This is a genomic window from Methylobacterium sp. E-025 (assembly GCF_022829705.1).
Taxonomy (GTDB): domain Bacteria; phylum Pseudomonadota; class Alphaproteobacteria; order Rhizobiales; family Beijerinckiaceae; genus Methylobacterium.
Genome location: NZ_JAKSYR010000109.1, coordinates 130,348 through 154,364 on the forward strand (window position 1 = coordinate 130,348; position 24,017 = coordinate 154,364).

Consider the following 24,017-nt stretch of genomic DNA (forward strand, 5'->3'; position numbering starts at 1 on the left):
TCATCGCGAAGAGGTAGGACCGCTCAGCACATGGCCGTTGCCGTCACGGATGTCTCTTGCCCTGCGGCCGGCTTCACCGTCTCATGGGCGCGATTCGAGCGTTCAGGTGGCGCGATCGCGCAGAGCGGGGACCTATTCATGAGCATTCGAGCACGCCAGATCGCGATGATCACGACTGCGATGGCGATGATGATCGGCATGTCGATGTGGATGCGTAGCACCTGGGGCCTGACGAGCGATCGCGCTTACGGATTTTCGGGTGTCTTTACGTGGGCTGTCGCGATCATCATCGTTGGCCAACGGTACGCACGGGTGCATCTGAGCCTTTCAGACTATCACGCCATCCACTCGGCCGGATTTGGCGCCCTCTTGCAGGGAGCGATGGCGTCAGGATTTGCACTGGGCCCATCGGGTGATGATCCGAGCACGGTGCTGGCGTGCCTTGCGATGGTTCCCGCCCTGGCAATCGACACCATCAGCCTGCGTGCCTTGTTCTCACGTGAAGAGCGAGAAATTCTCGAGAGCCATCGAGGCTGGTGGCGCGCGAAGTCTGCGACGGACGGGCCTGCGAAAGCCGAGTCGATTTCGTAGCCGTTCCGTCTCCGAACATTCGTCGGGTCGGATGCCTCATCCGTCCTGCGACGGGCCGTGCCTCGACCCGAGCAGATCCGGCCGGCGCTCGGCGGTGATCCGCTCGGATTCGGCCCGGCGCCAGGCGCGGATTGCGCCGTGGTCGCCGCCGGTCAGCACCTCCGGGATCGTCCGGCCCTCCCAGTCGCGGGGGCGGGTGTAGTGCGGGTATTCGAGCCGGCCGCCCTCGAAGCTCTCCTCGTCGCCGGACGCCGCCTTGCCCATCACGCCGGGCAGCAGGCGCACGCAGGCGTCGATCAGGGTGATCGCCGCGATCTCGCCGCCGGAGAGCACGTAGTCGCCGATCGAGACCTCCTCGAGGGCGCGGCCGGCGATCACCCGCTCGTCGACCCCCTCGAAGCGGCCGCAGACGATCAGCGCGCCCGGCCCGGCGCTCAGCGCCCGCACCCGCGCCTGCGTCAGCGGCTTTCCGCGGGGCGACATCAGCAGGCGGGGGCGGGCGTCATCCGGCCCGGTCGCGGCGTCGATGGCGGGGCCGAGCACGTCGCAGCGCAGCACCATGCCGGCGCCGCCGCCGGCCGGGTTGTCGTCGACGCTGCGGTGGCGGCCGAGCCCGTGCTCGCGGATGTCGCGGGCCTCGCAGACCCAGTCGCCGCGGGCGAGCGCGCTGCCCGACAGCGAGGCGCCGAGCGGCCCGGGAAACATCTCGGGGTAGAGCGTGAGGATCGTCGCCCGCCAGGGCGGGGCGGAAGGGGGCGGGTTCGTCATGGCCGCTTGATGGCGCCGGGACGCCTGCGCGGTCAACGCCGCGGCACCGAGCGCCGCCCTCGCGCGTTCAGGACTTCGATGATCAGACCGCTCCTCGCCCTCCTCCTCGCTCTCCCGGCCCTGGCGCACGGCGCGCAGGCGGCGGAACCCCTGGGACCGCCCGGCGCCCCGGCTGCCGCCTTCCCGAAGCCCGACCGGCCGGTGGCCGAGATCGTCGCGGCGCAATGGGCCTTCGAGGCGCAGCGCGACAAGGCCGACGAGTTCGGGCAGGTCGCCCGCCTGATGGGCTTCAAGCCGGGCGAGACGGTGGCCGACATCGGCGCCGGCAGCGGCTACTACGTCACGCGGCTGAGCCCGCTGGTCGGGCCGCAGGGCCGGGTGCTCGCCGAAGACGTGACGCCGCGCTACCTCGCCGACCTCGAAGCCCGGCTGCGCAAGGCCGACCTGTCCAACGTCACGGTGGTGCGCGGCGAGCCGCACGACCCGCGCCTCGCGCCCGGATCGGTCGACGCGGCGATCCTGGTGCACATGTACCACGAGATCACCCAGCCCTACGGCCTGCTCCACAACCTCGCCGCCGCGATGAGGCCCGGCGGCCGGGTCGGGATCGTGGACGCCGACGACATCCCCTCGCGCCACGGCACGCCGCCCAAGCTCCTGCGCTGCGAGCTGTCCGCCGCGGGTTTTCGCGAGACGGGCTTTTCCGTGCTCGACGGCGGGGTGGGCTACCTCGCGGTGTTCGAGGCGCCGGCCCCCGACCGGCGGCCCGATCCGAAGACGATCACGCCTTGCAAGGACGAGGCGACGCGGGGGAAGGCGCGATAGGGGTCGAGGCCCGGCTTCGCGACCGCCCTCCTCCGATCCATGCCGGGCATGCGGACGGGCGCCGGCACTGGTCGGAAGGCGGCGTCTGCAAGCCGCCGTCCAATGCAAGCCGGCGTCCAAGGGCGGCACGGGGGGCTCGCGGTAGGGCGATGACCGGATCCGACCGCCGGACGCTCAGGCGCGTTCGTCGATCTCCGGGACGCCGCTGCTCCGGTCGGCGTAGGCGGCGATGAAGGTCGGCCGGGTCTGCCAGCGCCGCCAGAAGGCATCGAGATGCTCGAAGCGCTCATCGAGGGGCGTCGCGTTGACCGGAAACTTGGAGAACGCGATCGCCGTCGCCAGCGTGATGTCCGAGAAGGTCGGCTGATCGCCGCCCAGGAGCCACGCGCGGCCGTCGGCGAGATGCCGGTCGACCAGGCCGGCATGCGCCAGCGCCACCTTGCGCGAATGCTCGCCCCAGGCCGGGTTGCTGGTCAGCTCGAGCTTCGGGCCCAGGCCCTGGTGCAGGACGTGGAACGCGGTGACGATGGGGTAGAGGATGTGCACCCACACCCGGCTGTCCCACATCTGGTCGAGGCCGCGCTCGAGCGCCGTTTCGCCCATGATCTTGCGGCCTTCGAACGCGTCGTCGAGGTAGCGGGCGATGGCGGAGGTCTCGCTGAGAAAGGACCCGTCCGCGAGCGCGAGGGTCGGCGTCTCGCCCCAGGCGTTCATCTTCAGGTGCTTCCATCCCCGTTGCTCGCCGACGGGCGACATGTCGTAGACCGTCTCGTCGAAGCGGTCGGCGATGCCCTTCTCGTGCATGAAGATCCGCAGGCGCTGCGGGTTCGGGAAGGCCGAGGGGGAGGTGAAGAGCCTGAGCTTGTCGGACATCGTCGTCTCGCTTTCCATCACGTTCGCCTGTCTGTCAGATGACAGGCAGCACGCTACGTCCCGGCGCTTGTCTCGTCAACCCCTGTCTGCCATATGACAGATGGAGGTTGGGCATGGCAGCGACGTCGAAGGAGAACGTGCGGGAGGCGATCCTGGCGGCCGCCCGGGAGGCGGCGATGGCCTACGGCTACGGCGGTCTCAATTTCCGCGACCTCGCCGAGACCGTCGGCATCAAGGCCGCGAGCATCAACTACTACTTCGCCAACAAGGCTCTCCTCGGCGAGGCGGTCGCGCGCCGCTATTGGGAGGACATCGCGCGCGACCTCGAGGACGTGTCGTCGCATGCCTCGAGCCCGACGGAGGCGCTGAGACGGTACCCCGGCATCTTTCGCCTGTCGCTGGCGCGCGACAACCGCATGTGCCTCAGCAGCTTCATGGCGACGGAATACGATGCGTTGCCCGAGCCGGTCCTGAAGGAGGTTCAGGCTTTCGCCGACGTCAACACGGCGTGGCTGCGTCGCCAGCTCGTCGCTGCCGAGCTGGTCGCGCCGAACGAGGGCGAGGCGAGAGCGCGTGCCGTCTACGCGGCGGTCGCCGGCGCACAGATCGTCGCGCGAAGCCGCGCGGACATAACGCTGTTCGATTCCCTGATCCAGAGTTATCGGGAAGCGGGGCTGCTGCCGAACTGATCGGAGCTGAACGGCAAGATCGCGCTGTCCGAACCGACGTTCCCGGGCGGGATCGCGACCGAGACGCGCATCGGGTCGCCCCGATGCCCCTCACGAGCGCCAGCGCAGCTCCCGCGACTCCAGCGGGTTCGCGAACGGGCGCCCGGCGCGCGCGGCCTCCAGCGCCTCGCGCTTCAGGCGAAAGTACCATTGCGAGGGCAGGTCGCCCTGGCCGAACAGCACCATGGTCGGCTTGCGGTCGAGGCCCAGTTGCGCGTGCTGGAGCACCTGCTGGTCCTGGGTCAGGAACTGGCGCATCAGCGGGCGGGCGACGGGCTTGAGCAGGTTGAGGCCGGGGACGTTCCAGTAGAGCGCGTTGGTGAGCATCGTGCGGTTGGCGGTCAGCGGCGTCGCGAACGTGTAGTTCGCCAGGCGCTTCGCGCCCGCCGTGATCCGCTCCAGGCGCACGCCGGGAAGGCGGAACTCGATCTCGACGTCGGGCACCCCGCCGAGCAGGCGGTAGACCGGCGAGCTCGTCGTCGTCGCGTGGCTCGACATGACGAAGCCGTGCGGCACCGGCCGAAACGTCTTCTTCTTCTCGCGCAACGCCTTGGACGGCCGGAACCACCACGAATCGTGGACGAAGGCGACGTGGCCGGGATCGACGAGGCTCAAGGTCGTCAGGTCGAACGAGGCCTCGACCACGAGCTCGACCACGAGCGAGCCGACCGGGTGGAAGTCGAGCGCCGGCAGGGCGGGCGTCTCGCCCGGCGTCCCGAGATGCGGGTTGACCCAGACGAAGCCGGCGCTCTCGATCACGGGGAAGCGCTGCACCACGATCTTCGAGAAGTCGGCCGTGTCGTGCTCGGAGAGGGTCGGCACGTCGCGGCAGCGGCCTTCGGTGGAGAAGCGCCAGCCGTGGAACGGGCAGACCAGCTCGGCACCGTCGAAGCCGCCCTTGGACAGCGCCATGCCGCGGTGCGGGCAGCGGTCGCGCAGCGCGAACGGGGCGCCGTCCGCATCGCGCCCGATCACGATCTGCTCGCCGTTCAGCTCGACCGCGCGGAGCGCCTTGCCGGTCAGGCCCGAGGCTTGGCCGACGCAGTACCACGCATCCGGCAGCGGCCGGCGCATCGCATCGGGGTCGAGGGCCTCGTCGGCGGCCGGGTCGCGTGCGGGACCGCTCGCGTGGAGAGCGATCGGGGAGGCGGACATGGGGTCTCGCAACGGTTCGGGAACGTCCTCATACGCCGCCCCGCCGGATGGGGAAAGCGAGGCCACCGTTCCAACCCCGCCGCGCGACGGTGTGACCCCGCGGAACGCGCGCCTCGAGCGCGATGGGCCGTCATGCCCCGGCACCCGCCCGCACGCCCGCCGCTCCGGCGTCGCGCGGCCGGCCCTGCAGCCAGCGCAGCACCGGCCGCTCGACGCTGCGATGGAAGGCCTCGGTCGCGGCGATCGACACGGCGACGAGGAGCAGCGTCAGCGGCCAGAGCAGGCCGGCGCTCAGCGGCAGCCGCGGCAGGACCGCCTTGGCGGCAAGGAAGACGAAGGGGTGCAGCAGGTAGAGCGCGTAGGACGCGTCGCCGATCCGCGCGATCCGCCGGGCGATCGCCTGGTCGAACCGGAGCCCGCCGAGGACGAGGCCGGCGACGATCAGCACCGCGCCGCCGCCCCAGATCAGGGTGCGGGCCCAGCCGTAATTCCCGGGCGCAGACGAGGCGTCGAACCCGGACAGGTCGATCGTCGCCCAGACGCCGATCCCGAGGCCGCAGAGCAGGACGCCGCCGGCGACGCCGAGCCGGACGCCGCGGCGGAACAGCAGCGCGAGGCCGATGCCGGCGGCGAATTCGAGCACGATCGGCCGCAGCCAGAACCGGAGCGGGTCGAAGGCCGGCGGCCGCAGCCAGGCCAGGAGCACGCCGACGGCGAGGATCGAGACGGCCGCCAGCGCCGCCCGGTCGCGCAGGGCCGCGGCGGGCGCGGAGGCCTTCATCGCCCGCGCCGCGAGCATCATCGCCCCGGCGAAGACGAGGTAGAACGCCATCTCGTAGTTCAGCGTCCAGCCGAGATCGAGGATCGGGAACGGGTAGTCCGGCCCGAAGCCGCGGGTGTCGAACGGGATGAACAGGTACGAGGTCGCCACGTCCGCCAGGCTCGGGGCGGCGGCCTGGCCGGCGGCGGCCGCGGCCAGCAGGACGACGAGGCGCAGCGTGAGCGCGAACCAGTACAGCGGCACGATCCGCAGCAGGCGGCGCTTGAGGAAGCGCGCGGCGCCCCCGGGCGCGCCGAACAGCGGCTCGGACGCGTAGACGATGATGAAGCCGGAGATGACGAAGAACAGGTCGACGCCGGCCCCGAGCGGCAGGGCGGCGAAGCGCGGCATGGCGAGGCCGCGCGCCTCCGCCTGGAGCGCGAGCAGGAGCTCGGCATGGAGCAGGACGACCATCACCGCCGCCACCGCCCGCAGGATCTGCACGCCGTCGAGGCGGTGAAGGCGCCCCGGCGCCGGCCGATCGAGGGCGCCCGTCGTCGTCGCGGCGGTCATGCCGGCCGGTCCAGCGAAGCGCCCGCGATCGCGGCGGCCCGTCGCTTACCGGCCGCCACGCGGCGGACGATCTCGGCCAGGCTCGCCTGCATCCGCGCGGCGCCGTAGCGCGCGCGGGCCGTCGCCTGCGCCCGGGCGACCTGGGCCGAGAGCCCCGGTGGCGCGGACAGGACGCGGGCGATGGCGTCGGCGAGCGCCCCCGCGTCGCCGGGCGGCACCAGGGTCCCCGCTGCGCCCCGGTCGAGGATCTCGGCCGCCGCGCCCGTATCGGTGGCGATCACCGGCGTCCCGACCAGCATCGCCTCGACCAGGGTGCGCCCGAACGGCTCGGGTGCGATCGAGGGATGGATCACCGCGTCCACCGCGCGCATCAGGCGCGTCACGTCCCCGCGCTGGCCGAGGAAGTGGACGCGGTCGGCGAGCCCGCGCTCGGCCGCGCGCGCATGCAGACCGTTCGCGTAGGCGTCCTCGCCGAACAGGGCGGTGCCGGCGACGATGCACGCCGTGCCGGGCGAGCGGGCCAGGGCCTCCAGCACCACGTGCTGCCCCTTCCACGGGGCGAGCCGGCTGAACACGCCGACCAGTGGGCCGTGCGGCAACCCGAGGCTCGTGCGCAGGGCGGCCGGGTCGCCGGGCTCGCCGTCGAGGTCGAGGCCGTTGGGCACAACCTCGACGAGATCCCGGCGCCCGCCCGCCGCGACGAAGGCGTCGGCGGCGGCCTGCGACGGAACCACGACCCCGGCGGCGAACGCGTTGGCGAGGCGGACCTGAAGCCCACGCTGCGCCGCCCCGAAATGCGCGGGATCGAGGATGTCGTGCAGGTGCCAGATCAGCGGGCGGCGCACGAGAGCCGCGGCGAGGGCCGAGAGGATGAAGGCCTTCTGCGAGTTGGCGTAGACCACGTCGTGGGCCTTCGCGGTCCGCGCCAGCGCGAGGATCGTCGCGGCGAGCCGTCCGGCCAGCGGAATCGCGCGCCAGGGCGAGCCGTCGCGGCGCAGGGACGACAGCCCGGATCCGTGCCGCGCACGGACGACCGCCAGCCCCCGCTCCCGCAGCGCGGTCGCGAGCGGCCCGTCCTCGAACAGGAAGGCGGTGGCGCCGCGCCAGGGTCCCACGGCATCGCACAGCACCATCTCGGCGCCCGACATCGTGCTGGTGTGGTTGACGAACACGACCCGCGGACGGTCCATCACGCGGCTCCGAGATAGCGGCGCGCCGGCTCGTGCCCGGTGTCGTAGAACGGGTGGTCGTCGGCCCGCACCATGGTGATCGCGAGCCCGAACACGTCGCCGCCGGCCTCGCGCAGGCCGTTGACGGTGGCGCTGATCGCCGACACCTGCGAGCGGCCCCAGCGGGTGCAGCACAGCACGCCGTCGACCTGCCGCGCCAGGATCTGGGCGTCCATCAGCATCGCCGCGGGCGGGCTGTCGATCAGCACCAGGTCGTACTTGCGGGCCCAGAGCAGCAGCTCGGTCATGCGCTTGCCCATCAGCAGCTCGGTCGCTTCCGTGGTCGCCGCGCCGGCGGGGATGGCGTCGAGGTTGGGCGTCGCCGTCGCGATCACCGCCTCCCGCGGCAGGGCCTCGCCGCGCAGCACGCCGGCGAGGCCGGGGCCGGCGGGCAGGTCCAGAGCCGTCTCGAAGACCGGGCGGCGCAGGTCGCATTCGAGGACGAGCACGCGGCGCCCGCTCGCCGCGTTGAGCTGGGCGAGCGCGAGGGTGGTGAAGGACTTGCCCTCGCCGGGCGCGGCCGAGGTGAGCAGGATCGCGCGGCTCGTGCCGTCGGCGCCGGCCAGCATCAGCCGGGCGCCGAGGTTGCGCAGGACCTGCTGCATCAGCGGATCGCTGCGCGCGTCGCGCAGCGCCGCGGCGAGCGGCAGCTCGCCGGCGGCGGCCCCCATCCGTCCGAGCAGCGCCGGTCCGCCGGCGGCGCGCAGGTGCGGCAGCTGGGCGAAGACGGGGGCGTGGGCCACCGCGGCGAGCTGCGTCGAGGTCCGAACGCTGCGGTCGGCGCGTTCGCGCAGCAGCGCGGCGGCCGCGGCCAGCGTGGCGGCCAGGACGAAGCCGGCGCCGAGGAACAGCAGCGGCTTCGGGGTGACCGGCGCGGCCGGCACGTCGGCGAGGCTGACGAGCCGGGTGCTGCCGACGAGGATGCGGCGCTCGGTCTCGAGCTCGTTGGCGCGCTTGTACAGGTCGGTGTACTGGCCGCGCTTGATCTCGGCGTTGCGCACCATGCCGGCGACGACCGATTCGTCGTCCATCGCGGACGCCGCCTCGGCCTTCGCGGTCTCCATCTGCTGGCGCAGCGACTTGGCGAGCGCGCTCGACGCGTCGAAGGTCTTCTTCAGGCCGGCGCTGATGCTCGCGACCTCCCGGTCGACGCGCAGCTTCAGGCCGGCGAGCTCCGTGCGCATCGCCTGCAGCGTCGGATGGTTCGGCCCCAGCACCGTGCCGGTGTTGGCGATCTGCGCGGCCACCACGTTCATCTGCTGCTTGAGGTCGCCGATCGTCCGGCTCGCCAGCACCGCCGGAGCGTTGATCGAGCCCCGGGCCTGGTCGGCGTTGATCTCGGAGAGGCGCGCAGCGGCGTCGGCCTTGGCGGTCTCGGCCGCCGAGAGCTGCTGGGTGATGGTGCTGAGCCGCTCGGAGGTGATCGGCGCGTTGGCGCCCGACATCAGGCCCTTGCGCCGGCGGAAGGCCTGGATCTTGGCCTCGTCGTCGCGCAGGGACGCGTCGAGCTGGCGGATCTCCTTCCACAGCCACTCGGTCGCCGCCTCGCGGCTGTTGGCGAGCACGCCGCGCTGGTCGTCGAGGAAGGCGGTGATCAGCGCGTTGGTCAGCGCCTGGGAGGTCTCGGCGTTCGGCGAGCGGTAGGCGATGTTGATGACGCGCGAGCGGCCGGCGCCGGTGACGACGTAGCGGCGCTGCAGGTAGTCGACCACCAAGTCGGTGTTGCCGCGCAGCTTGTCGCAGCCGTCCTCCTTGGACGGCAGCAGGCTCGCGAGGAGCCCGCCGCGCGCGATTTGCCGGCACTCGGCCACAACCTTCTCGACGACGTCGCCCGAGGCGACCAGGCGCATGATCCGCGGCGCGCGGATCACCAGCATCTGGCTCTCGATGTCGGCCGGGTCGCCGAGCTTCTGGATCCAGGCGACCGACGCGTTGGCGTTGTTGCTGCCGGGCTCCGGCTCGGCCACGATCACCGAGCCGACCGCCAGGTACTGCACCGGCGCGACCATCAGCAGCCCGATCGCCACCGACATGACGCCGATGAAGACCGCCGCGAACAGGCGCCGCCGCCGCCAGATCGTCGCGAACGGGCCGGCCTGGTCGGTGCCCGGGCCCGAACGCGGCGCGGCCGGCACGGCGGTGCGGGCGGGGTTGAGGTAGGACGTCGTCATCGTCGACCACCGGGTCTGGCGCCGGTTCGCGAACGGGGTCGCGCGACCGTGCGGAAGGGATTGTGAGGTTCGGGCCGCCGCGCGCGGGCCGAGCGTGGCGGATTCGGTCAGGCCAGGGCCTTGAGGCGGTGGCCCGAGCGCTCCTGGCCGGCGCCGAGGTCGCGGTGGAGGGCCATCTGCTCGTCGACGAAGCCGGCGAACCGGGTGCGGAACACCTCCGGGGCGAACAGCGCCGCCTGGGCGCGGCAGGCGGCGCGCGAGAACATGCCCTCCTGCTCCGTGAAGTCGCGGACGCAGGCCGCGATCGCGGCGGGGTCCGGCTCGGCGAAGAACATGCCCGAGCGGTTGGGCGGGAGCGTCGCCACGGTCTCGCGCGCGCCGCCGCGGCCGAGCGCCAGCACGGGGGTGCCCTCGGCCTGCGCCTCCACCGGGATGATCCCGAAATCCTCCTCCGCCGCGAACACGAAGGCGCGCGCCGTCCCCATCAGCCGGCGGAGCTCGGAATCCCCGACGAAGCCGGCGAACGTCACGTTCGGCCCGGCCGCCTCGCGCAGGCGCGCCTCCTCGGAGCCGGTCCCGGCGACGACGAGCCGGAGGTCCGGCATCAGGGCGAAGGCCTCGATCACCGCGCGCACGTTCTTGTACGGCACGAGGCGGCTCGCCACGAGGAAGTGGTCGCCGCGCGGCAGGTCCGCCCGGATCGCCGATTGCGTGACCGGCGGATGGATCACCTCGGCGGCGCGGCCGTAGACCTTGCGGATGCGCCGGGCGACGAAGGCGGAGTTGGCGACCACCGCGTCCGGCCCGCTGGCGGTGCGGGTGTCCCACAGGCGCATCCGGTGCAGGATCATGCGGGCGACCATGCTCTTGACGCCGTGCTCGTACCCGCTCTCGCGCAGGTAGCTGTGCTGCATGTCCCAGGCGTAGCGCATCGGCGAATGGATGTAGGACACGTGGACCTGGCTCGGCCCGGTCAGGATGCCCTTGGCGACGGCGTAGCTGCTCGAGATCACGAGGTCGTAGGCCGAGAGGTCGAACTGCTCGACGGCGATCGGCATCAGCGGCAGGTAGGCGCGGTGCCGGGTGCGCACCAGCGGCATCCGCTGCAGGAAGCTCGTCCGCGTGGCGCCGACGCCGATCTTGGTGCGGTCGGCCGGGCTCAGGAAGTCGAACAGCGTGAAGACGTCCGCCTCGGGATAGATCGCCAGGATCTCGTGCAGGACGCGCTCGGCACCGCCGACGACGTAGAGCCAATCATGGACGATCGCGACGCGCATCTTCGAGACCTCGAAGGAAGGGGGCACCGAGGCGAAGCCCGGTATGGATGCAACTTACAGGTGTAGTCACCTGAATGGTCGCGGCCAATGCTGGTGATAGGCGGAGATGCTTGCACTTTTAGAAATATCGACGGCTCAAAGGCCTGCCGACAGCGCAAAGATTGCTGAATTCGTCCGCTTGGTAAATCTTAACTATGCTGAAGCGGCTCGGCGCGCGGTTCCGGCCCGCCGCCGGCCGCGCCGGCCTCAGAGCGGGTGCGGCGGCGGGTCGGCGCCTGCGAGCACGGCGTCGAGGAGGTCGGCGTAGCCGCGGGCGGTGGCGTCCCAGGTGTAGCGGGCCTGGTTGCTCCGGCCCTTCGCGACCAGGCTCTCGCGCAGGGCCGGCTCTTCGATCAGCCGGCGCAGGCAGGCGGCCAGGGCGCCGGCATCGGTGGGATCGAAGGTCAGGGCGCCCTCCCCTGCGACCTCCGGCGTCGCGGAGCGGTCCGAGCACACCACCGGGCAGCCGAGCGCCTGCGCCTCCAGCACCGGCAGGCAGAAGCCTTCCGCGAAGGACGGGACGCAGAGGCACAGCGCGCCGCGGTAGAGCGCGGCGAGCCTCTGGTCGTCGATGCGCGACAGGCGGACCACGCGGGAAGCCGCCCCGAGCCGCCGGAGCGTCCCGGCGATGGCGTCGGCGGGGTCCTCGCCGACATGGACGACGGCGAGATCGGGATGGGCGTGCGCGATCGAGGCCACCGCTTCGGCGAGCAGGCCGAAGTTCTTGTTGTGCGTGGCGTTCCCGACGGCGAGCACGTAGGGGCCGGCGACCTCCGCGGGCGCCCCGACGGCGAGGGCCGCAGGGTCGAGCACGGAAGCCGAGGGGATCACGCGGACGCGCCCGCGGACGGCAGGGTAATGCTGCTCCAGGTCGCGCCGCGTCGCGTCCGAGACGGCGACGACGGCGTGGTTGCGCGCCAGCATCAGCCGGAAGATCCAGTCGGTGGTGAGCGCCTCGCGCGGGCCGGTGCTCTGAGGGATCGTGCGGAAGTACAGGTCGTGGACGACGACGATGCGCGCTCGCCCGCCGGCGCCCGCGCCGTAGGGGTCGATGTTCAGCACCACGTCGATGGCGTGCCGCCGGCAGCAGGCCGGAACGGTGACGAGCTGGGCCAGCACGTCGAGGACCACGATGCGCGGGCGGCGCACCGTCACGACCGCGACGGCGTCGCGCCACGCCGCGGGAAGCTCGGCCCGGGTCCAGGGCGAGCGCAGCACCACGGCGACGTCGGGCCGCCGGACGAGCTCGCCGATCAGCGCGAAGGCGACGCGGGCGACGCCGGACGGCTTGCCGCCGAACTGGCTCGGCATGTTGAGCAGGATGCGCTTCATCGACTGGCAATAACCCCGGACTAGGGTCGATCTAGCACCGTCAGATTGATCAGATGCGTATTCTCCACCTCTCATCGCTGTATCAGCCCGAACAGGTCGGGGGGGCGGAGCTGATGGTGGAGACCCTCGTGCGGATGCAGGCGGGTCTCGGGGCGCAGGTCGGCGTCGCCTGCCTGTCGCGCCGGGCGGAGCCGCCCGACCGGTCGGGCGCGGCGACGATCTACCGCCTCGGCCACGGCACGCCGTTCCACGTCCTCGACTGGGCCGAGCACGGGCGGCTCGACCGCCTGCGCTACAAGCTCGCCGCGCAGTGGGACGGGCGCACGCTCGCCGCGATGGAGGCCGCGGTGCGGGATTTTTCGCCCGACGTGGTGAACACGCACTCGATGTCGGAGCTGACGCCGCGGATCTGGCCGATGCTGCGCCGGCTCGGGGTGCCGGTCGTCCACACGCTGCACGACTTCACGAGCCTGTGCAGCAACGGCGCGATGGTGCGGCACGGCCGCGCCTGCGAGCGGCAGCACGCCAAGTGCCGCGCCTACGCGCTCCTGCACCGGCTCTGCCAGCGGCCGGTCGACGCCGTGGTCGGTGTCGGCAGCGACATCCTCGCCCGCCACCTCGCGGCCGGGTTCTTCCGCGACGTGCCGGCCGCGTTGCGGCAGGTGATCTGGAACCCGATCGAGGCGGGGCCGCCGCCGGCGCCGCGCGCCCTCCCCTCGGGCGAAGTCACATTCGGCTACATCGGCCGGATCGAGCCGTCGAAGGGCGTCGACACCCTGATCGAGGCCTGCCGCCGCCTGCCCGGCACCGGCTGGCGGCTGCGCGTCGCCGGGCGCGCCGTCAACGGGCTCGACCGCTACGAAGGCCTCGCCGCCGGGCTGCCCGTCGCCTTCGACGGGTTCGTCGCGGCCGACGCCTTCCTCGACGGCATCGACTGCCTCGTCGTCCCGCCGGTCTGGCCCGAGGCCTTCGGGCGCACGGTGGCCGAGGCCTACGCCCGCGGCGTGCCGGTGATCGGCACCGCCGTCGGCGGCATCGCCGAGCAGGTCGGCACCGACGATCCCGCCTGGCTCGTGCCGCCCGGCGACGCGGCGGCGCTGGCCGCCGCGATGGCGCGGATCGTCGCCGACCCCGCCCGCCTCGCGACCGGCCTCGGCAACGCCGCCGCGGTCGCCGAAGGAACCCGGCCGCAGGCGGTCGCCACCCGCTACCTCGACCTCTACCGCAGCCTCCTCGCCCGTGAGCCCGCCGTCGCCCACGGATCGGCGTCCCAAGGATCGACGTCCCAGGGGTCAACGCCTCGAGAATCAACGCCTCAAGGATCAAGGCGCCATGCGCATCCTGCACCTTAGCTCGCTCTATCCGCCCCATATCGTCGGCGGCGCCGAGCGGTCCGTCGAGCATCTGGCCGAGGAGCTCGCCGGCCTCGGGCACACGGTCGCCGCCGCCTGCATCGAGCGGCAGGCCGAGCCCAAGACCGTGCGCAACGGCGTCACGGTCTACCGCATGGCGCATCACAACGACTTCTGGCTCGAGGACTGGGCGCAGCACGGCCGCTTCGCGCGCAACGCCGCCAAGCTCAAGCAGCAGTGGAACTTCGCGATCGCCGCCGATTTCGGCCGGGTGCTCGACGACTTCCGGCCGGACGTCGTCAACACCCACTCGCTGCTCGACATCTCGACGCTGGTCTGGCGCGAGGCGGCCCGGCGCGACATCCCGATCGTGCACACGGTCTGCGAGTACGACCTGATCTGCGGCAACGCGGCGATGTTCAAGCACGGCGCGCCGTGCACGCACTGGCACCTCGGCTGCAAGGTCGTGAACGCCTCCAAGCAGCTGACCAACCGCTGGGTCGACGCGGTGGCGAGCGTCGGCACCCGGATCCTGCAGACCCATGTCGACCATGGCCTGTTCCGCCACCTCGCTCCCGAGCGGCGACGGGTGATCTACTATTCCTGTACGGTGCCGGACGGCGATCCCGAGGCGCGCCGCCGGGTCGACCGGAGCGCCACGCCGATGACCTTCGGCTATCTCGGGCGGATCAACGTCGAGAAGGGCGTCGGCACGCTGATCGACGCGCTGGCCGAGATCGGCTCACGAGCGCACGCCACCGAAGGGAATCCCGCCTCCGGCGGCTGGCGCTGCCTGATCGCGGGCCAGGCGATGGACGACTCGATCGAGCGGTTCAAGGCGAAGGCCGAAGGGCTGCCGATCGAGTTCGTCGGCTGGGTCGACCCGAAGGACTTCCTCACCGAGGTCGACGTCCTCGTCGTGCCCTCGTTCTGGGCCGAGCCCTCGCCGCGCACGGTCTACGAGGCCTACGCCATGGGCGTGCCGGTGATCGGCGCCGATTCCGGCGGCATCCCCGAGCTGATCGGCGAGGACAACGCCGACTGGCTGTTTCGCGCCGGCGATGCGCCCGACCTCGCGGACCGCATCCGCACGGTGCTGGCCCGCGGCCGCGCCAGCCTGCCGGACGAGCGCGCGTTCCAGCACGTCCTGCGCGAATCAACCTCCGAGCGCGTCGCCGAGAAGTATCTCGACCTCTACGCCGAGCTTCTCGCCGAGCGCCGCGGCATCGCGCCGGAACCGTCGCCAGCGCACGGCATCCATCATGGCGCCTAGCCCGCCCGGCCCGTCCGCCGCGGCGCCGGACGCGGCTGCGACCCGGGACGATATGGCCGGCCGCTCCGTCCGGGCGGCCGGGTGGGTCGCCGTCAGCGCAATCGGCAACGTCGTCCTGAGCTTCGTGGTGTTCCTGGTGCTGGCGCGCCTGCTCGACCCGAGCGAGTTCGGCCTCGTCGCCGTGGCGGTCGTGTTCATCGACATCCTGCTCATCGTCACGCGGGGCGGCCTGCCCGACCTCGTCGTGCAGACCGACCGGCTCGACGACGGCTTCGTCGACACCGCCTTCTGGGTGGCTTTGGCCTCCGGCTGCCTCTACGGGCTGGCGCTGGTCGCGCTGTCGTGGCCGATCGCGTGGATGCTGCGGATCCCCGAGCTGCAGCCGGTGCTGGCGGCGCTCGCCGCCACCTTCGTGATCGCGGCCGCGGGCGTGATCCACGAGGCGCGGCTGCAGCGCCTCTTCGGCTTCCGCAGCCTCGCGATCCGGGCCCTCGTCGCCAACCTGATCGGCGGGTCGGTGGCGATCGCGCTCGCGCTGAACGGGTTCGGGGTCTGGAGCCTGGTGATCCAGCGGCTGCTCGCCACCGGCATGACGACGCTGCTGACCTGGGCGGCGTTTCCGTGGCTTCCCGGATGGCGCTTCGTGCGCGCCCATGCCCGCCGCCAGCTCGCCTTCGGCTCCCGGGTGTTCTCGACCCAGCTCCTCCTGACGCTCAGCATCCGCAGCCAGGAGGTGGTCGCCGCCTACTTCCTCTCCACCGCCGATATCGGCCTGCTGCGCATGGCCTGGCGCTGCATCGACCTGATCAGCCAGGTCGCGGTGATCCCGCTCGCGGCGGTCGCGCTGCCGACCTACGCCCGGCTGCAGGACCGGCCGCGCGACCTGGCCGCGGCCTTCGACGGCTTCGTCGCGATGTCGGCGGTGCTGGCGCTGCCGGCCTTCGTCGGCATGGCCGTGGTGGCGCCGCACCTCGTGCCGCTGCTCTTCGGCGAGCAGTGGCGCGACGCGGTGCCGGTGCTGCGCATCCTGGCGCTGCTCGGCCCGGAATTCGTCGCGACCTCGATGCTGTGGATGATCTTCACCGCCTCCGACCGGACCGGCACCGCGCTGGTCCTGTCGGCCGCGCAGTTCACGATCACGATCCTGGCCTCGTTGGTGACGGCGCCGTTCGGCCTGTCGGCCCTCGTCGTCGGGCACGTGCTGCGCGCCTACCTGTTCTCGCCCGTGGTGGTGCGGGCCGCCGGCCGGTTCGTGCCGGTCGGCACCTTGGCGGTCGCCGCCTCGCTGGCGCCGATCCTCGCCTGCTCGCTCGCGATGGGCGCCACCGTGTTCCTGGCGCAGGATCGCCTCTACGCGCGGCTCGGCGACCACGCCGGCCTCGCGGCCGCGATCGGCCTCGGCATCCTGGTCTACGGGATCCTGGCGCTGCTGTTCCTGCGCGCGCCGCTGCGCCGGAGCGTCGCGCTGATCCTGAACCGCAAGGCCGCCCTGGTCGCCGCCGCCGCGCCGCGCGCCGAGGCGGTGCCCGCGGCCGCGACGCCTTAGAGGAGGTGCGATCGATGAGGCCCCATGGACCGACCCGCCGCATCGTGCTGGCGGCGGGCGCGTCGGCGCTGGCGGCACGCCCGGCCCTGGCCGGCCCGCTGCCGTCGTATCCGAGCGAGGACTTCGCGCAGTCCGTCGGCATCAACACCCATTTCGGGCACGACGGGACCCCGTACGTCGACCGGTTCGCGCGCTGCGCGGCGGCGCTCGACGCCCTCGGGATCCGGCACCTGCGCGACGACATCGTCCTGCCGGCGGGCGAGCCGCCATCGGGGCCGCCGCCGCAGTTCCGGCGGATCGCCGAGCTGGCGCGGGCCGGCTACCGGTTCAGCCTCGTCTTCTACGACGGGCTCGACGTCGGGCCGCTGGTGCCGCCCCGGCGCCTGCCCGACATCGCCGCCTGGAGCGCGGGCGGGCTCGCGATCGCCGAGGGCAGCAACGAGCCCAACATCGCCGCCGGCGCCGGCCGCCCGCAGGCCTCGGCCGAGCACCAGCGCGCGCTCTACCGGGCGGCACGCAACGCCGGCGGCGCGGTGAAGGTCGCCGGGCCGAGCTACGTCCAGGCCAACGTCGCGGCGGCGGAGTCCCTGGCCAACGCCGTCGACTACGGCAACATCCACCCCTACCCCGGCATGGAGCACCCGGAGAACGCCGGCAACGGCGACCTGCGCCGCTTCGTCGCCGCCGCTCAGCCCATCTTCGGCCGCGCGCCGCTGCTCGCCACCGAGAACGGCTACCACACCGCGCTCGCCACCCGGAGCTTCCACTTCCCGGTCTCGGAGGCCGTGCGGGCGCGCTACACGCCCCGCCTGCTGCTGTGGAGCTTCCTCCAGGGCATCCGCCGCACCTACCTCTACGAGCTGGCCGCCTCGGTCGACCGAGGCGAGGGCGACCCGGAAGGCCGGTTCGGCCTCTTGCGCTTCGACGGCTCAGCCACGCCGACCTTTTCCGCGGTCGCCAACCTGATGCGCCTGTTCCGGGCCGGCCCGGCCTTGGCCGGCCCCGCCCTCGACGTGGCCCTCGACGCGACCCCGCGCGACCTCCAGGCGATCCGCTTCCTGCGCGGCGACGGCGCCGTCCTCGTGCCGCTCTGGCTCGGGATCGACGGCTGGGACCGGGTGCAACGCCGGGCACGGCCCGACGCGCCGGCGCAGGGCGTGACCCTCACCCTCTCGGGCGTCCCGAAGGCGGCGCGGCTGCACCGCTTCGCCGACGACGGCTCGGTCGGCGTGGAAACGCTCGGCCCGGCCCGGACGCTGACCCTCGGCGTGACGGACCGGCTCGCGATCCTCGAGCTGGTGTAGGGCGGCCCTACCGCACCGCACCCCGGGTGTTGACGGAGAGCGCGTAGATCGACTTGGTCGAGGCCATGAACAGGCGGTTGCCGTCGGCGCCGCCGAAGCACAGGTTGGCGCAGCGCTCCGGCAGGCGGATCCGGCCGATCGCCCTGCCCTCGGGCGAGATCACCAGGACGCCGTCGAGATCGGCGCCCATGCCCCAGCCGCACCAGAGGTTGCCGTCGGCATCCGCCCGGAACCCGTCCGCGGTGCCCCTGCCGCAATCGAACAGCACCCGGCCGTCGGCGAGCGCGCTGCCGTCCCCGACCACGTCGTAGACCCGGATCACCCGGTTCGGCTGGGCGCGGGATTCGATGACGTAGAGCTTGGTCTCGTCGGGCGAGAAGCACAGCCCGTTCGGGCCCGCGATGTCGGCGACGACGACCCTCGCCTCGCCGGTCCGCGGATCGAGGCGGAAGACCTGGCCCGGCCGTTCCGGCTGGGCCATTGCCTCGTAGGGGTTGGGGCCGAAGGCCGGGTCGGTGAACCAGATCGCGCCGTCGGAGCGGCAGACGACGTCGTTCGGGGCGTTGGCGGGCTTGCCGTCGAACCCGCTGAACAGGGTGGTGATCGTGCCGTCGTGCTCGGTGCGGGTCACCCGGCGGGATTTGTGCTCGCAGGTGACGAGGCGGCCCTGGCGGTCGCGGGCGTTGCCGTTGGCGTAGTTCGAGGGCTTGCGGAACACGCTCGTCGTGCCCGTCGCCTCGTCCCACCGCATGATCGCGTCATTGACCACGTCGCTGAACAGCAGGCAGCGCATGTCGCCGAGCCAGACCGGCCCTTCCGCCCAACGAAAGCCCGTGGCGATCCGCTCCACCGTCGCCGAGAAGATCCGGTACCGGGCGAACGACGGGTCGAGGATCTCGATCGCCGGGTCGGGCAGGCGCTCGGACGGCTCGAAGGCGGCCTGCGCAGGCCCGGCCCACGCCGTCGTGGCGGCGGCGCCCGCCAGCGCCAGCAGGGTCCGGCGATCGAGTGCGCCCATCGTGTCCTCCCGGCCGGTGTCGTCCCGGCCTGTCCGTCGCTCGGTCCCCGGCGGGCACGGCGCATGGCGTGCGGCGTGTCCGCTCCTTCCGTGGCGTCGGAACCCTCAGGTGATCGGCGCCGGGTTGAACAGCGTCAGGTCGTTGAACAGGCCCCAGCGGTCGGACCACGGCGTCTTGCGCCCGCTCGCGACGTCGAGGATGAGCTGGAACAGCTCGCGGCCGACCTCCTCGATCGTCGCGTGGCCGGTGGCGATGCGGCCGGCGTCGAGGTCGATCAAGTCGGACCAGCGCTGGCTGAGCTCGGTGCGGGTCGCGACCTTGATCACGGGGCATTGCGCGAGGCCGTAGGGCGTGCCGCGGCCCGTCGAGAACACCTGGAGGGTGATCCCGGAGGCGAGCTGCAGCGTGCCGCAGACGAAGTCGCTCGCCGGCGTCGCCGCGAAGATCAGGCCCTTCTCGCGGACCCGCTCGCCCGGGGCGAGCACGCCGGAGATCGCCGAGGTGCCGGATTTGGCGACCGACCCGAGCGCCTTCTCGACGATGTTGTTCAGCCCGCCCTTCTTGTTGCCGGGGGACGGGTTGGCGCGCCGGTCGGCCTCGCCCTTGGCGAGGTAGTCGTCGTACCACGCCATCTCGCGCACCAAAGCCTCGGCCACCGCCGGCGTCTTTGCGCGCGGCGTCAGCAGGTGGATCGCGTCGCGGACCTCGGTGACCTCCGAGAACAGGACCGTGCCGCCGGCGGCGACGATCAGGTCGGCGCAGTACCCGAGCGCCGGGTTGGCGGTGACGCCGGAGAACGCGTCGCTGCCGCCGCATTGCAGGCCGACCACGAGGTCGGAGGCCGGGCAGGTCTCGCGCCGGCGCCGGTTCAGGATCGCGAGCCGCGCCTCGGCCATCGCCATGATGCTGTCGAGCATCATGGAAAAGCCCTGGTGGCGCTCGTCCTGCATCCGCACGACGCCGCCGTCCTGCGCGTCGTCGCCGTCCGGCAGCAGGCGCTCGGAGACGAGCTTCTCGCAGCCGAGGCCCACCACCATCACCTCGCCGCCGAAATTCGGGTTGCGGGCGAGGCTCTGGAGGGTGCGGATCGGGATCACCGCCTGCGGCGCGTTGATCGCGACGCCGCAGCCGTAGGCGTGGGTCAGCCCGACCACGTCGTCGACGTTGGGGAAGCGCGGCAGCAGCTCCGCCTTGATCCGCCGGATCGCCACGTCGAGGGTGCCGGCGACGCATTGCACGCTGATCGAGATCGCGAGGATATTCTTGGTGCCGACCGAGCCGTCCGGGTTGCGGAACCCCTCGAAGGTGCAGCCGGTCAGCGGCGGCAGGGGCGCCGGCACGCGGGTCGCCATCTCCAGCGCGTCGAGGGCGGGGGCGGTCGGGGTGGCCACGCGCGATTCCTCGACCCAGGCGCCGCGCGGGATATCCTGCGTCGCGATGCCGACGACCTCGCCGTAGCGCCGGACCTCGCCGCCCTCGGGGATCGCGGCGAGCGCCACCTTGTGGCCCTGCGGCACGAACTCGACGAGGGTCAGCCCGTCCGGGAACACCGTGCCGGCCGGCAGCCCGAAGGCGTTGACGACGATGGCGACGTTGTCGCTCGCGTGCAGGCGGATGGTGCGGGGGGCGTCGCCCAGGGCGGGCCCGGCCGGCGGCACCGGCGGGGCTTCGATCACGGCGTCTGGCATCGCATGCTCCCTGGCGGTCGGCGGTCGGTCAGGCGCGGCGCAGCTCCACCCGCCGGATGTCGCCGACGAGGAGGAGATAGGCGCTCATCGCCACGAGCGCGTTGATCCCGACGAAGACCAACGCCGTGTCGAACGAGCCCGAGGACTGGACGAGATAGCCGATGATGATCGGCGTGGTGATGCCGGCGGTGTTGCCGAACATGTTGAACAGCGCGCCGCTCAGGCCCGCCGCCTCCTTGGGCGAGGTGTCGGACACCACCGCCCAGCCGAGCGCCCCGAGGCCCTTGCCGAAGAAGGCCGCCGCCATCAGGCCGATCACCAGGGCATGCGAGTCGACGTAGTTGCAGGCGATGATCACCATCGACAGCAGCATGCCGGCGATGATCGGCAGCTTGCGGGCGATGTTGAGCGAGCCGGTCCGGCGCAGGAGCGCGTCGGAGATCACGCCGCCGAGGATGCCGCCGACGAAGCCGCACAAGGCCGGGAGCGAGGCGGTGAAGCCGGCCTGGAGCACGGACATGCCGCGCTGCTTGACGAGGTAGATCGGAAACCACGTCAGGAAGAAGTAGGTCATCGCGTTGATGCAGTGCTGCGCCACGTAGATGCCGAGCAGCATCCGGTTGCCGAGGAGCTGCTTGATCGTTCCCCAGGTGCCGGCGGCGGGGGCGGCGCCCGCCCGCACCGGCTTCGCGTCGCGCGCTGTCGACATGGTCGCGCCCGACGGCGCGGCGCCGACCTGCACCAGCGCGCCGCCCCGGGCGATCTCGTCGAGCTCGCCCGAGGTGACGCTCGGATGGTCCTTGGGGTCGTGGATCAGCCAGACCCAGAGCAGCACCATCGCCAGGCCGATCAGGCCCATGCTGAAGAACGCGTAGCGCCAGCCGAAGCTCTGGGTCACCCAGGCGGTGAGCGGCGCGAACAGCACCGGCGCGAAGTATTGGGCCGCGTTGAACACGGCCGAGGCCTTGCCGCGCTCGGCCGCCGGGAACCAGGCGGTGACGAGGCGGGCGTTGCCGGGGAAGGACGGCGCCTCGGCGATGCCCACCAGCATCCGCATCAGGAAGAACACCGCCACCGCGGAGCCCGCGCCGAGGAAGCCGGCCCAGCCCTGGACGAAGGTGAAGAACGACCAGAAGAACACGCCGCCGGCATAGATCCACTTGGTGCCGTAGCGGTCGAGCAGCCAGCCGCCGGGCAGCTGGGCCGCGACGTAGGACCAGCTGAAGGCGGAGAGGATGTAGCCCATCTGCACGGGCGTGATGCCGAATTCCTGCGCGATCGGCACGCCCGCGATCGAGATGATCGCGCGGTCGGCGTAGTTCAGCACCGTGACCGCGAACAGCACGAGGAGGATCAGGTAGCGCACGCGCATGCGCGTCGCGCTCTGCACCGGAATCGCCAGCGACATGGTTTCCTCCTCGGGATCGCCCGACGGATGCGTGCCCGTCGCGGTCGGTTTCCTTGAGGTTTCCAGATTAGTCCGCCCGGTCGATACCTTCCAATCCAAACGATGGATCGATCGATACCATCGCGGCATCGATCGATCGAGCCTGGGTCAAGCGGCGCCGACCTCGTGGTTCGCCATGATCTCCAGCGCGCGGACCATCGCCGAATGGTCCCAGGCCGCCCCGCCGTTGGCGACGCAGGCCGAGAACAGCTGCTGCGCCAGCGCCGTGGCCGGCAGGCTGAGCCCGAGCGCCCGGGCGCCCTCCAGCGCCAGGTTCAGGTCCTTCTGGTGCAGCCCGATGCGGAAGCCCGGATCGAAGGTGCGGTCGATCATGCGCTTGCCGTGCAGCTCGAGGATGCGCGAGGTGGCCAGGCCCCCGGTGATCGCCTCGCGGACCTTGGCCGGGTCGGCGCCGGCCTTCGAGGCGAACAGCAGGCCCTCGGCCACCGCCTCGATGGTGAGCGCGACGATGATCTGGTTGGCGACCTTCGCCACCTGGCCCGATCCGACCGGGCCGACATGGGTCACGGTCTTCCCCATGGCCGCGAACAGCGGTTGTGCGCGCCCGAAATCGGCCTCGTCGCCGCCGACCATGATCGAGAGGGCGGCGTTCTTCGCCCCGACCTCGCCGCCGGAGACCGGCGCGTCGAGATAGGCGCCGCCGCGCTCCCTGATGCGGGCGGCGAAGTCCTTCGTCGCGATCGGCGAGATCGAGCTCATGTCGATCACGGTCGTGCCGGGCCTCAGGCCCGCCGCGACGCCGTCCGCGCCGAACAGCACCGTCTCGACGTCGGGGGTGTCCGGCAGCATCAGGATGACGACGTCGGCGCGCTCGGCGACCTCGGCGGCGGTGGCGCAGGGCGTGCCGCCGGCGGCGACCAGGGCCTCGGGCACCGCCCGGCGGCTCTTCAGGAACAGGCTGTGCCCGGCGGCGATCAGGTGCCCGGCCATGGGCGCGCCCATGATGCCGAGGCCGATGAATCCGATGTTCATGGTGGTGTCTCCCGGAATGGCGCATCCGCCCTCCCCCGCGGAGGGGGAGGGTCGATCCTGGCTCAGCCCCTGAAGCGGGCGGCGAGCGCCTCGGACTGCCGCGCGAGCAGGCCCATGTCGGAGCCGACCGCGGTGAAGCGGGTGCCGGCGGCGATGTAGCGGTGGGCCAGTTCCTCGTTGGCGGTGAGGATGCCGGCATGCTTCCCGGCCTTCCCGATGCGGGCCACGGTCTCCTCGATGATCGCCACCACGTCCGGATGGTTCTGCTGCCCGAGGTAGCCGAGGCTGGTCGAGAGGTCGCCGGGGCCGACGAAGACGCCGTCGACGCCCTCCACGCCGGCGATCTCGTCGAGGTTGTCGAGCGCCCGCCGCGACTCGATCTGCACGGCCACGAAGATCTCGGCCTCGCAGCGGGCGTGGTAGTCGGGGATGCGGCCGAAGCGGGCGGCGCGCGGCGCCTGCGAGAAGCCGCGCACGCCGCGCGGGGCGTAGCGGGTCGCGGCCACCGCGCGGCGGGCCTGGTCGGCGTCGTCGATGTTGGGGATCATCAGCGACTGCACCCCGGTGTCGAGGATGCGCTTGATGGTGATCGCCTCGTCGCTCGGCACCCGCACCATGGCGTGGGCCGGGCTCTCCATCATCGCCTGGACCTGACTGTAGACGTCCCGCAGGTCGTTGGCCGAATGCTCCATGTCGAGGAGCAGCCAGTCGAAGCCGGAGCCGGCTACGACCTCGGTGGAGATCGGGCTGGCGAGGCTGCACCACAGGCCGATCTGCTGCCGGCCCTGGCCGAGCGCCGCCTTGAAGCGGTTGGAGAGGATGTCCATCGGATGTGCTCCTTCGTGGAATCGATCTGAGAGGTCGAGCGTCGTCCGGATCACGCGCCTCCCTCTCCCCTCTGCGGGAGAGGGTGGCCCGCGAAGCGGGTCGGGAGAGGGGAGCGCCGGTGCCGGATACGGCGCTCCCCTCTCCCGACCCCTGCCGACGCAGGGGCCACCCTTCCCCGCAGAGGGGGAGGGATCTGAAGCGTCCGTCGCCCTCAGCGCACGAGGCACGGGCGCTTGTTGTCGAAGG

20 protein-coding genes are annotated in these 24,017 nt (G+C 72.2%); 7 read left to right on the forward strand and 13 right to left on the reverse strand.

Translation table 11 applies throughout. From position 1 onward, the window contains the following. The first annotated feature begins 30 nt into the window (after positions 1–30). Positions 31–591, forward strand: coding sequence for a hypothetical protein (locus MKK64_RS15375; RefSeq protein WP_243935744.1), 561 nt, complete (start codon positions 31–33; stop codon positions 589–591). Positions 592–627: 36 nt separating this feature from the next. On the opposite strand, the gene trmD is transcribed toward MKK64_RS15375, so the two are convergent. Then, positions 628–1,359 carry a tRNA (guanosine(37)-N1)-methyltransferase TrmD gene (trmD, locus tag MKK64_RS15380; RefSeq protein WP_243935746.1) on the reverse strand — a complete coding sequence of 244 codons (732 nt, stop codon included), beginning with the start codon at positions 1,357–1,359 and terminating at the stop codon, positions 628–630. A gap of 78 nt (positions 1,360–1,437) precedes the next feature. On the opposite strand from trmD, the gene MKK64_RS15385 reads away from it, so the two are divergent. Next, positions 1,438–2,184 carry a class I SAM-dependent methyltransferase gene (locus MKK64_RS15385; RefSeq protein WP_243935747.1) on the forward strand — a complete coding sequence of 249 codons (747 nt, stop codon included), beginning with the start codon at positions 1,438–1,440 and terminating at the stop codon, positions 2,182–2,184. A 174-nt stretch (positions 2,185–2,358) separates the two neighbouring features. Here MKK64_RS15385 and MKK64_RS15390 read toward each other — a convergent pair whose 3' ends face one another. Continuing rightward, positions 2,359–3,057 (reverse strand): glutathione S-transferase family protein, encoded by a 699-nt coding sequence (locus MKK64_RS15390; RefSeq protein WP_243935749.1) that lies wholly within the window; start codon positions 3,055–3,057, stop codon positions 2,359–2,361. A gap of 113 nt (positions 3,058–3,170) precedes the next feature. On the opposite strand from MKK64_RS15390, the gene MKK64_RS15395 reads away from it, so the two are divergent. Next, complete coding sequence (locus MKK64_RS15395) at positions 3,171–3,746, forward strand: TetR/AcrR family transcriptional regulator (protein ID WP_243935751.1); 576 nt, start codon at positions 3,171–3,173, stop codon at positions 3,744–3,746. A 90-nt stretch (positions 3,747–3,836) separates the two neighbouring features. Here MKK64_RS15395 and MKK64_RS15400 read toward each other — a convergent pair whose 3' ends face one another. The 6 genes from MKK64_RS15400 to MKK64_RS15425 all read right to left on the reverse strand — a co-directional run bounded on the left by MKK64_RS15400 (position 3,837) and on the right by MKK64_RS15425 (position 12,321). Beyond that, positions 3,837–4,940, reverse strand: a complete 1,104-nt coding sequence (locus MKK64_RS15400) for an aromatic ring-hydroxylating oxygenase subunit alpha (RefSeq protein ID WP_243935753.1) — start codon at positions 4,938–4,940, stop codon at positions 3,837–3,839. A gap of 130 nt (positions 4,941–5,070) precedes the next feature. Next, positions 5,071–6,273 carry an acyltransferase family protein gene (locus tag MKK64_RS15405; protein WP_243935755.1) on the reverse strand — a complete coding sequence of 401 codons (1,203 nt, stop codon included), beginning with the start codon at positions 6,271–6,273 and terminating at the stop codon, positions 5,071–5,073. Next, positions 6,270–7,463, reverse strand: a complete 1,194-nt coding sequence (locus MKK64_RS15410) for a glycosyltransferase (RefSeq protein ID WP_243935757.1) — start codon at positions 7,461–7,463, stop codon at positions 6,270–6,272. The genes MKK64_RS15405 and MKK64_RS15410 overlap by 4 nt, the downstream gene beginning before the upstream one ends. Beyond that, the gene (locus tag MKK64_RS15415; RefSeq protein WP_243935759.1) at positions 7,463–9,673 is read right to left on the reverse strand and encodes a GumC family protein; all 2,211 of its coding nucleotides are present in this window, start codon (positions 9,671–9,673) and stop codon (positions 7,463–7,465) included. The genes MKK64_RS15410 and MKK64_RS15415 overlap by 1 nt, the downstream gene beginning before the upstream one ends. A gap of 107 nt (positions 9,674–9,780) precedes the next feature. Continuing rightward, positions 9,781–10,950 (reverse strand): glycosyltransferase, encoded by a 1,170-nt coding sequence (locus MKK64_RS15420; protein ID WP_243935761.1) that lies wholly within the window; start codon positions 10,948–10,950, stop codon positions 9,781–9,783. Between the two features lie 246 nt (positions 10,951–11,196). Continuing rightward, positions 11,197–12,321 carry a glycosyltransferase family 4 protein gene (locus tag MKK64_RS15425; RefSeq protein ID WP_243935763.1) on the reverse strand — a complete coding sequence of 375 codons (1,125 nt, stop codon included), beginning with the start codon at positions 12,319–12,321 and terminating at the stop codon, positions 11,197–11,199. 53 nt (positions 12,322–12,374) lie between these two features. Here MKK64_RS15425 and MKK64_RS15430 point away from each other — a divergent pair, with 53 nt between their 5' ends. Genes MKK64_RS15430 through MKK64_RS15445 form a run of 4 tightly spaced genes read left to right on the forward strand, consistent with a single transcriptional unit; the run spans position 12,375 to position 17,796 of the window. Continuing rightward, positions 12,375–13,673 (forward strand): glycosyltransferase family 4 protein, encoded by a 1,299-nt coding sequence (locus MKK64_RS15430; RefSeq protein ID WP_243935765.1) that lies wholly within the window; start codon positions 12,375–12,377, stop codon positions 13,671–13,673. Continuing rightward, positions 13,654–14,946: a glycosyltransferase family 4 protein gene (locus MKK64_RS15435; protein ID WP_243935767.1), complete on the forward strand. Its 1,293-nt coding sequence runs from the start codon at positions 13,654–13,656 to the stop codon at positions 14,944–14,946. The genes MKK64_RS15430 and MKK64_RS15435 overlap by 20 nt, the downstream gene beginning before the upstream one ends. 52 nt (positions 14,947–14,998) lie before the next feature. Next, a complete protein-coding gene (locus MKK64_RS15440; protein WP_243935769.1) occupies positions 14,999–16,492 on the forward strand; it encodes a lipopolysaccharide biosynthesis protein in 1,494 nt (497 codons plus the stop codon). A 14-nt stretch (positions 16,493–16,506) separates the two neighbouring features. Further along, positions 16,507–17,796: a hypothetical protein gene (locus MKK64_RS15445; protein ID WP_243935771.1), complete on the forward strand. Its 1,290-nt coding sequence runs from the start codon at positions 16,507–16,509 to the stop codon at positions 17,794–17,796. 7 nt (positions 17,797–17,803) lie between these two features. Here the strand turns inward: MKK64_RS15445 and MKK64_RS15450 are convergent, their stop codons facing one another. The 5 genes from MKK64_RS15450 to MKK64_RS15470 all read right to left on the reverse strand — a co-directional run bounded on the left by MKK64_RS15450 (position 17,804) and on the right by MKK64_RS15470 (position 23,770). Next, a complete protein-coding gene (locus MKK64_RS15450; protein WP_243935774.1) occupies positions 17,804–18,814 on the reverse strand; it encodes an SMP-30/gluconolactonase/LRE family protein in 1,011 nt (336 codons plus the stop codon). Between the two features lie 105 nt (positions 18,815–18,919). After that, positions 18,920–20,503, reverse strand: coding sequence for a galactarate dehydratase (gene garD, locus MKK64_RS15455; protein ID WP_243935776.1), 1,584 nt, complete (start codon positions 20,501–20,503; stop codon positions 18,920–18,922). Positions 20,504–20,531: 28 nt separating this feature from the next. Beyond that, positions 20,532–21,911 (reverse strand): MFS transporter, encoded by a 1,380-nt coding sequence (locus MKK64_RS15460; RefSeq protein ID WP_243935778.1) that lies wholly within the window; start codon positions 21,909–21,911, stop codon positions 20,532–20,534. 147 nt (positions 21,912–22,058) lie between these two features. Further along, on the reverse strand, positions 22,059–22,943 hold the full coding sequence (locus MKK64_RS15465) for a 2-hydroxy-3-oxopropionate reductase (RefSeq protein ID WP_243935780.1): 885 nt from the start codon (positions 22,941–22,943) through the stop codon (positions 22,059–22,061). A gap of 62 nt (positions 22,944–23,005) precedes the next feature. Further along, a complete protein-coding gene (locus MKK64_RS15470; protein WP_147729409.1) occupies positions 23,006–23,770 on the reverse strand; it encodes an HpcH/HpaI aldolase family protein in 765 nt (254 codons plus the stop codon). Between the last annotated feature and the right edge of the window lie 247 nt (positions 23,771–24,017).

Excerpts from the sequence above, each read along its gene's own strand:
- MKK64_RS15375 (WP_243935744.1), top strand. The coding sequence starts at position 31 with ATGGCCGTTGCCGTCACGGATGTCTCTTGCCCTGCGGCCGGCTTCACC.
- trmD (WP_243935746.1), bottom strand. The coding sequence starts at position 1,359 with ATGACGAACCCGCCCCCTTCCGCCCCGCCCTGGCGGGCGACGATCCTC.
- MKK64_RS15385 (WP_243935747.1), top strand. The coding sequence starts at position 1,438 with ATGATCAGACCGCTCCTCGCCCTCCTCCTCGCTCTCCCGGCCCTGGCG.
- MKK64_RS15390 (WP_243935749.1), bottom strand. The coding sequence starts at position 3,057 with ATGTCCGACAAGCTCAGGCTCTTCACCTCCCCCTCGGCCTTCCCGAAC.
- MKK64_RS15395 (WP_243935751.1), top strand. The coding sequence starts at position 3,171 with ATGGCAGCGACGTCGAAGGAGAACGTGCGGGAGGCGATCCTGGCGGCC.
- MKK64_RS15400 (WP_243935753.1), bottom strand. The coding sequence starts at position 4,940 with ATGTCCGCCTCCCCGATCGCTCTCCACGCGAGCGGTCCCGCACGCGAC.
- MKK64_RS15405 (WP_243935755.1), bottom strand. The coding sequence starts at position 6,273 with ATGACCGCCGCGACGACGACGGGCGCCCTCGATCGGCCGGCGCCGGGG.
- MKK64_RS15410 (WP_243935757.1), bottom strand. The coding sequence starts at position 7,463 with ATGGACCGTCCGCGGGTCGTGTTCGTCAACCACACCAGCACGATGTCG.
- MKK64_RS15415 (WP_243935759.1), bottom strand. The coding sequence starts at position 9,673 with ATGACGACGTCCTACCTCAACCCCGCCCGCACCGCCGTGCCGGCCGCG.
- MKK64_RS15420 (WP_243935761.1), bottom strand. The coding sequence starts at position 10,950 with ATGCGCGTCGCGATCGTCCATGATTGGCTCTACGTCGTCGGCGGTGCC.
- MKK64_RS15425 (WP_243935763.1), bottom strand. The coding sequence starts at position 12,321 with ATGAAGCGCATCCTGCTCAACATGCCGAGCCAGTTCGGCGGCAAGCCG.
- MKK64_RS15430 (WP_243935765.1), top strand. The coding sequence starts at position 12,375 with ATGCGTATTCTCCACCTCTCATCGCTGTATCAGCCCGAACAGGTCGGG.
- MKK64_RS15435 (WP_243935767.1), top strand. The coding sequence starts at position 13,654 with ATGCGCATCCTGCACCTTAGCTCGCTCTATCCGCCCCATATCGTCGGC.
- MKK64_RS15440 (WP_243935769.1), top strand. The coding sequence starts at position 14,999 with ATGGCCGGCCGCTCCGTCCGGGCGGCCGGGTGGGTCGCCGTCAGCGCA.
- MKK64_RS15445 (WP_243935771.1), top strand. The coding sequence starts at position 16,507 with ATGAGGCCCCATGGACCGACCCGCCGCATCGTGCTGGCGGCGGGCGCG.
- MKK64_RS15450 (WP_243935774.1), bottom strand. The coding sequence starts at position 18,814 with ATGGGCGCACTCGATCGCCGGACCCTGCTGGCGCTGGCGGGCGCCGCC.
- garD (WP_243935776.1), bottom strand. The coding sequence starts at position 20,503 with ATGCCAGACGCCGTGATCGAAGCCCCGCCGGTGCCGCCGGCCGGGCCC.
- MKK64_RS15460 (WP_243935778.1), bottom strand. The coding sequence starts at position 21,911 with ATGTCGCTGGCGATTCCGGTGCAGAGCGCGACGCGCATGCGCGTGCGC.
- MKK64_RS15465 (WP_243935780.1), bottom strand. The coding sequence starts at position 22,943 with ATGAACATCGGATTCATCGGCCTCGGCATCATGGGCGCGCCCATGGCC.
- MKK64_RS15470 (WP_147729409.1), bottom strand. The coding sequence starts at position 23,770 with ATGGACATCCTCTCCAACCGCTTCAAGGCGGCGCTCGGCCAGGGCCGG.